Annotated in this window: 3 protein-coding genes; 1 reads left to right on the top strand and 2 read right to left on the bottom strand. The window is 69.0% G+C overall.

What is annotated here, in order from left to right:
• A complete protein-coding gene (locus tag ROR02_RS04850) occupies positions 1-1,428 on the bottom strand; it encodes an ATP-binding protein (RefSeq protein ID WP_147162887.1) in 1,428 nt (475 codons plus the stop codon).
• A 330-nt stretch (positions 1,429-1,758) separates the two neighbouring features.
• On the bottom strand, positions 1,759-4,023 hold the full coding sequence (locus ROR02_RS04845) for an NADP-dependent malic enzyme (RefSeq protein WP_147162886.1): 2,265 nt from the start codon (positions 4,021-4,023) through the stop codon (positions 1,759-1,761).
• A gap of 326 nt (positions 4,024-4,349) precedes the next feature.
• Here ROR02_RS04845 and mutS point away from each other — a divergent pair, with 326 nt between their 5' ends.
• Positions 4,350-7,202, top strand: coding sequence for a DNA mismatch repair protein MutS (gene mutS, locus ROR02_RS04840; RefSeq protein WP_147162885.1), 2,853 nt, complete (start codon positions 4,350-4,352; stop codon positions 7,200-7,202).
• The last annotated feature ends 468 nt before the right edge of the window (positions 7,203-7,670 follow it).

The raw sequence follows: 7,670 nt of genomic DNA, 5'->3' as shown, positions 1-7,670 counted from the left end.
TCAGACGGGTCCCTCCGCCCCGGGGGAAACGTAAAGGGGAAGGAACACATTGACGGTTGTTCCCCGCCCGATCTCGCTTTCCAAGGTAAGCGCGCCGCGATGGCGGGCGACCACGTGCTTGACGATGGCAAGCCCGAGGCCGGTTCCCCCCAGGGCCCGCGAGCGCGCCTTGTCGACCCGATAAAAGCGTTCGGTCAGGCGCGGCAGGTGTTCCTTGGCGATGCCTTCCCCCCTGTCGATCACGCTCACCTTGAGGCAAGGGGCGCGCACGGCCGAGGGCATGGCGGCGGGACCGCGCTCGACCACGCCCAGGCGGATCACCACCGGCGTGGCCGGGCGCCCGTACTTCAAGGCGTTATCCACAAGGTTTTGCAAGATCTGCGCCAGCTGGTCGGTGTCGCCGATCACCTCGGGAACCGGGGTGCTGGTGGTTTCCACCCGGATTTCCATCGATTTCTCGCGCGCGCGGATTTCCAGGAGACGGCCGACGGTTTCAATCACGCCGATCAGGTTCACGGGGTCGGCCGGCGGACTGTGTTCTTCCATCTCGATGCGCGACAGCGACAGAAGATCCTCGATCAGGCGCTGCATGCGCCGGCCTTGTTCAAGCATGATCGACAAGAACCGCTCGCGGGCCTCGCTGTCGTCCTGGGCGCTGGTGGCCAGGGTTTCGGTGAAGCCAATCAGGCTGGCCAGCGGGGTGCGCAGTTCATGGCTGGCATTGGCCACGAAATCGGCGCGCATCTGCTCCAGGCGGCGCAAGGCGGTGATGTCGTGCAAGGTCACCATGACCAGGGAGCCATCGATGCCCCGCGCCGGCAGGCGGGTGGCGCGCACCTCGAACTCGCGTTCCACCGATCCCGGCATCACCCATCCCACCTGCCGGGTGGGGATTTTCTCCAGCACCGCCTCAACCGCATCGAGCACCCCGGGATCGCGCAGGACGGTGGTGATCTCCTGGCCGGTCATCGAGCGCGCGAACAAGGTGCGCGCGGCGCGGTTGGCCCGGGTGATGATGGCCTCGCCATCGAGCATCAGCAAAGGGTCGGGCAGGGTATCGAGCACCCGCTCGCTGGAGGAAACCTGGTCGCGCAGATGCTGTTCGCGCCGGCGCCACAGCCGGTCCAGCACCCGCCCGGCACTGACCACGCTTTGCGCCACGTCCAGGCGCAGCTCGGGCGGCGGCGGGGACTCCTCGCTGGCGTGGGTGCCGAGATCGCGCAGGTAGCGGGTCGCCGCCAGCAGATCGCGAAACGCAAACCGAACCAGCAAGGCGGTGAGCATCCACACCAGAAGCACCGAGAGCACGGCGGCGCCAATGGGCAGCATGCCCAGGGCGGCCAGCCCCAGAACGGTGGCCGTGGTGGGCACGCAGATCATCATCACCACGCTCATCAGGCGTCCAAGGCCCGGCGTCTGGCGATCCATGCGTTGGTCCTTCGTCGCGGGGGGCGGAACAGGAGGCGCGAACCGCCTCCTGACTTCCGACCGGGGGGGAGAAACCAAGGAACAGGCGAAAAGGAGAAGCACAACAGGCAAAAAAACGGGGGCCCCGGCCAGGGCCGGCCCCCGTTGTGCTCAGGTGGGTCAAGCGGCCCCGACACCAGGGTCGGGACCGTGCACGGTGCTTGCCACCCGCCCCGGCGGTGGGACTTGGTCTGGCGCCCCGCCCCGGCGACGGCGGGGCTTGGTCTGGCGCCCCGCCCCGGCGACGGCGGGGTTGGTTTAGCGTCCCGCCTCGGCGGCGGCGGGGTTGGTTTAGCGTCCCGCCTCGGCGGCGGCGACGGTGGCCATGTGCAAGATGTCGGAGACGGTCGCGTCCATGTGCACAATCTGGCACGGGCGCGACAGGCCCATCAGAAGCGGGCCGATGGTGGTGGCCCCCCCCAGCTTCTGCAGCAGCTTGGAACTGATGTTGGCCGAATGCAGGCCCGGCATGATCAGCACGTTGGCCGGCCCCGACAGACGGCAGAACGGATAAAGCGACAGCAGTTCCGGATCCAAGGCGACGTGGGCGCCAATCTCGCCGTCGAATTCGAACGAAACCCGGCGTTCCTCCAGGATCGAAACCGCCTGGCGCGAGCGGTCCGGGGTCCGCCCCACCGGCGCGCCAAACGTGGAGTACGAGAGCAGGGCCACGCGCGGTTCATGCCCCATGCGCCGGGCCAGGGCGGCGGTCTGCACCGCGATATCGGCCAGTTCCTCGCCGGTGGGCGCTTCGTGGACATTGGTGTCGGCAATGAACACCGTGCGCCCGCGCGCGATCATCAAGCTAACCGAGAACACCAGTTCATTGGGGGTGGGCTCGATCACCCGCAAGATGTCCTGCAAGCAGGCATGGAAGTGGCGGGTGGTGCCGGTCACCATCGCGTCGGCATCCTCAAGGGCCACCATGCACGCGGCGAACACGTTGCGGTCCTGGTTGACCATGCGTTGCACGTCGCGGTACAAACTACCCTGACGCTGCAAGCGCCGATACATGAAATCCATGTAGTGCTTGGTGTGGTAGGACAGCTTGGCGTTCTGGATTTCCAAGCCGTCCAGATCGCCGCCCAGGCCAAGGCCGGCCATGGTTTCGCGGATGCGGTCCTCGCGCCCGACCAGGATGGGGGTGCCATAGCCCGCGTTGCGGAAGGCCAGCGCGGCGCGGATCATCTTTTCTTCCTCGCCCTCGGCGAAGACCACGCGCCGGGGCCGGGCCGCGGCCTCGGCCGCGATCGCCTGCAAGCTGGCGGCGGTGGGATCCAGGCGCGCCGACAACTCGCGGCGGTAGGTTTCCATGTCGATGATCGGCTTGCGCGCCACGCCCGAACGCATGGCGGCCTCGGCCACCGCCGGCGGAATGGCGGCGATCAGGCGCGGATCGAACGGCACGGGAATGATGTATTCCGGCCCATAGCGCAACCGGCGCCCGGCGTAGGCGGCGGCGACCTCGTCGGGCACGTCCTCGCGGGCCAGGGCGGCGATGGCCCGGGCGGCGGCAATCTTCATGTCGTCGTTGATGGTGGTCGCGCGCACGTCCAAGGCGCCCCGGAAAATGTAGGGGAAGCCCAGCACGTTGTTGATCTGGTTGGGGTAGTCCGAACGCCCCGTGGCCATGATCGCGTCCTGGCGCACCGAGCGCACATCCTCGGGCGTGATTTCGGGGTCCGGATTGGCCATGGCGAAAATGATCGGCCGGGGCGCCATGGCCGCGACCATTTCCGGGGTCACCGCGCCCTTGACCGACAGCCCGAAGAACACGTCGGCCCCCGCCATGGCCTCGGCCAGGGTGCGCGCGTCGGTGTCCACGGCGTGGGCGGACTTCCATTGGTTCAGATCGGTGCGCCCACGATGCACAACCCCCTTGGAGTCGCACAACATCACGTGATCGCCGGGCAGGCCCATGGCCTTGATCAGCTCGACGCAGGCAATGGCGGCGGCACCGGCCCCGTTGACCACGAGGCGAACATCGGTCAGCGAACGCCCGGTGAGGTCGAGCGCGTTCAGAAGACCGGCGGCCGCGATGATGGCGGTGCCATGCTGGTCGTCATGGAACACGGGAATGTCCATGAGCTCGCGCAGGCGGCTTTCGATCACGAAGCACTCGGGGGCCTTGATGTCTTCCAGGTTGATGCCGCCGAAGCTGGGGCCCAGGTAGCGCACGCAGTTGATGAAGGCGTCCACGTCGTGGGTATCGATTTCCAGATCAATGCCATCAACGTCGGCGAAGGCCTTGAACAGGACCGCCTTGCCTTCCATCACCGGCTTGCCGGCCAGGGCGCCCAGGTCGCCCAGGCCCAAGACGGCGGTGCCGTTCGAGATCACGGCCACCAAGTTGCCCTTGGCGGTGTAGTCATAGGCGGTGGTGGGGTCGCGGGCGATTTCCAGGCACGGCGCGGCAACGCCGGGCGAATAGGCCAGGGAAAGGTCGCGTTGCGTGGCCAGGGGCTTGGTCGGATGAATCTCGATCTTGCCCGGGCGGCCCGTGGAATGGAACAGGAGGGCTTCGCGTTCCAGATTGCGTTTGGTGTCGTCGGCCATGGATGCGGGAATCCTGAAGGGACTAGAAGAGAAGGACGGGTTCCGGCCGCTCGGGGGAAGGCGGGGCACCGGGCCCTTGTCCCCAGACGGGGCAGGACCGGGCACGAACCGGGAATCGGGGGAGGCGGCACCGGGCGCCGCCGGGAAGGGAAACGCGGGGGGTCCCCTCGCGCGACGGCCTGGAAACGGGGGGTCGGGGCGCCACTTGCGGGCTATTGTGCCCCAGCCCGACAGCGCTGCCTAGACCGCGCGCGGGGCGCTCGTGCTATTTTATGGCTTCGTCACCGTCTCTCGGTTCTCGTATTGGTTCTAACCCACCCGGATCCATGCCCCGCTTTCCCGCTTTCCTTCGGGGCCCTGCCCCGGTTTTCGCCGCCGTCTCGTCCTCCGCTCCGCCGGCCGAGACCGACCCGAGCACGCCCGCCGGCGATGTCACCCCCCTGATGAGCCAGTACCTGGCGATCAAGGCCGATCATCCCGACAGCCTCCTGTTCTTCCGCATGGGAGATTTCTACGAACTGTTCTTCGACGACGCGGCCCGGGCCGCCCAGGCGCTCGACATCGCCCTGACCCAGCGCGGACGCCACCAGGGCGAGCCCATTCCCATGTGCGGGGTACCGGTCCACGCCCATGAAGGGTACCTCGCGCGGCTGATCCGGGCCGGCTTCAAGGTGGCGATCTGCGAACAGGTGGAGGACCCGGCCGAGGCCCGGCGCCTGCGCGGGGCCAAGGCGGTGGTCAACCGCGCGGTGGTGCGGGTGGTCACGCCGGGCACCCTGACCGAGGACACCTTGCTGGAGGCGCGCCGGCCCAATTACCTGGCGGCGCTGATCAAGGGGCGCGACACCCTGGGCCTGGCCTGGGTCGATGTGTCCACCGGCGAGGTCGGCGCCCAGGCCGTGAGCCCGGCCACCCTGGCCCCGGCCCTGGCCCGCCTCGCCCCGGGCGAGATGGTGGTGCCCGAGTCCGTGCTGGCCGATCCGGTGGTGGGCGAGCCGCTGGCCCTGTCGGGCGCGGCCCTCTCTCCGCTGCCCGCCAGCCGCTTCGACCCCGACAACGCCCGCCGGCGCCTGCACGCGGTGTTCGAGGTGGCGGCGCTCGATGCCTTCGGCGCCTTTTCCCCGGCCGAGGTCACGGCCCTGGGCGCGGTCATTGATTATGTCAGCCTGACCCAGGCCGGCCAGCTCCCCCGACTGAGCCCGCCGCGCCGCCTGGACGAGGGCGCGGTGATGGGCCTGGACCCGGCGACCCGGCGCAACCTGGAACTGCACGAAACCCTGTCGGGCGAGCGCAAGGGCAGCCTGCTGGCCGTGATCGACCACACGGTGACCGGCCCCGGCGGGCGCTTGCTGGCCGGATACCTGGCCGCGCCCCTGACCGACGCGCGCGCGATCACCGAACGCCTGGACGCGGTGGGCCTGTTCGTCGCCGCCACGGCCGCGCGGGCCGAGGTGCGCGCCCACCTGGCGGGGTGTCCCGACATGGCACGGGCCCTGTCGCGGCTTTCCCTGGGGCGGGGCGGCCCGCGCGACCTGGAGGCGGTGGCCCGGGGCCTTGCCCTGGTGCCCCGGATGCGGCTGGCGGTGGGCCAGGCCGTTTCCTCGGGGCAGGCGCCGCCGGCCGCCGTCGCCGCGTGGCTCGACGACCTGGGGGAACACGACACCCTGGTTGATCACCTGGACCGCGCCCTGGCCGACGAGCCCCCCCCGATGGTCCGCGATGGTGGCTTCATCCGGCCCGGATTTCACGCCGGCCTCGATGAACTGCGCGGCCTGCGCGACGAAAGCCGCCGCCTGATCGCCGCCTTGCAGGCCCGCTACACGACCGAGACCGGCATTCAGGCCCTCAAGATCAAGCATAATAATGTGCTGGGCTATTTCATCGAGGTGCCGGCGGGCCGCGCCGACCGCCTGATGAACGCCGCGCCGGGATCGGGAGGCGACGGCGCGGCCAACCCCTTCATGCACCGCCAGACCCTGGCCAGCCAGGTGCGCTTCACCACCGTGGAACTGTCGGAGCTGGAGGACCGCATCCGGGGCGCGGCCGACAAGGCCCTGGCCCTGGAACTGGCCCTGTTCGAGGATCTGCGCGCCCTGGTGCTGGCACGGGGGCCGGCGATCGACCGCGCCGCCGGGGCGCTGGCCCGCCTGGACGTGGCAACGGGCCTGGCCGAGCTGGCCGAGCGCCAGCGCTATTGCCGCCCCGAGATCGACGGTTCCCTGGCCTTCTCGATCACCGGCGGCCGTCACCCGGTGGTGGAGGCGGCCCTGGCCGGGCAGGGGGGCGAGGCCTTCGTGGCCAACGACTGCGACCTGGCGCCCGGGCAACGCCTGTGGCTGCTGACCGGACCCAACATGGCGGGCAAGTCCACGTTCCTGCGCCAGAACGCCCTGATCGCGATCCTGGCCCAGATCGGTTCCTACGTGCCCGCCACCTCGGCGCGGCTGGGGGTGGTTGACCGCCTGTTCAGCCGGGTGGGCGCCGCCGACGATCTCGCGCGCGGGCGCTCCACCTTCATGGTTGAAATGGTGGAAACGGCCGCCATCTTGCACCAGGCCACCGAGCGCTCGCTGGTCATCCTCGACGAAATCGGGCGCGGCACCGCGACCTACGACGGGCTTTCCATCGCCTGGGCCACGGTCGAATCCCTGCACGACGCCAACCGCTGCCGCGCCTTGTTCGCCACCCATTACCATGAGCTCACCGCGCTTTCGGCCCGCCTGCCGGCACTGGCCTGCCACACCATGCGCATCCGCGAATGGAAAAAGCAGGTGATCTTCCTGCACGAGGTCGGGCCGGGGGCGGCGGATCGCTCGTATGGCATTCACGTCGCCCGCCTGGCCGGCCTGCCCGCCCCGGTGATCCGGCGCGCCGAGGAAATCCTGGCCCAACTGGAAAAGGGCGAGGGCCCCCTGGGCCCGACGCGCCGCGCCGACGACCTGCCCTTGTTCGCCGCCGCCCGGACCCGCGCCCCCGACCCCGAGCCGACCCCCGAGCCGACCCCCGAGCCGACCCCCGAGCCGGACCCCGACCCCGTGCCCGATCCGGCGCCCGATCCGGCGCCTGAGTCGGCCGCGTCGGCGGTGATCGCGGCGCTCGCGGCCCTGGAACCCGACGATCTGACACCCCGTCAGGCCCAGGAGGCCCTGTATCGCCTGCGCGGAATGCTTGGCACCTAAAGCGGAGGTGCAAGGCTTTCTTGCTTGAACTCGCCGAAGGGGGAGGCGAAGACCTCCTTTAGGAGGGGGCGCCCCCCTCTTTCCTCGGGTGCGGCATTACTTGGAACCAGGCAAAAGGAACCGAAAAACAACGCCTGCCAACCAGCCGCCGCGAAATCGAGAGCCCTCCCCGGGCAGGAGTCCACCCGTTTTGCCGCGCTGCAAGACGGAAAGGACGCCTTTTTCGGAATGGGCATGAGTTTCGACTCGCTCAATGTTGCGAAGGTGTGTCGGTTCGCGAAGACGGACACCTTCCGCTTTTATTTCCCCTGCGGCCTTCCCGCCTTGCTGAGGGAGAGTCGGGGACAAATTTCGTCCCTGAAATCACGGCGTTCCGGGGGGGAAAAGCGGAGTAAACGCGGAATTACGGTCCCGGATTGCGTGTTTCACGCAACAAAAGAAAAGCTGGTTTCGGTATTTGGGCAAGGA

It is taken from the genome of Pararhodospirillum oryzae, assembly GCF_007992075.1.
Taxonomy (GTDB): Bacteria; Pseudomonadota; Alphaproteobacteria; order Rhodospirillales; family Rhodospirillaceae; genus Pararhodospirillum; species Pararhodospirillum oryzae.
This window is presented reverse-complemented; position numbering and strand designations above follow the sequence as displayed.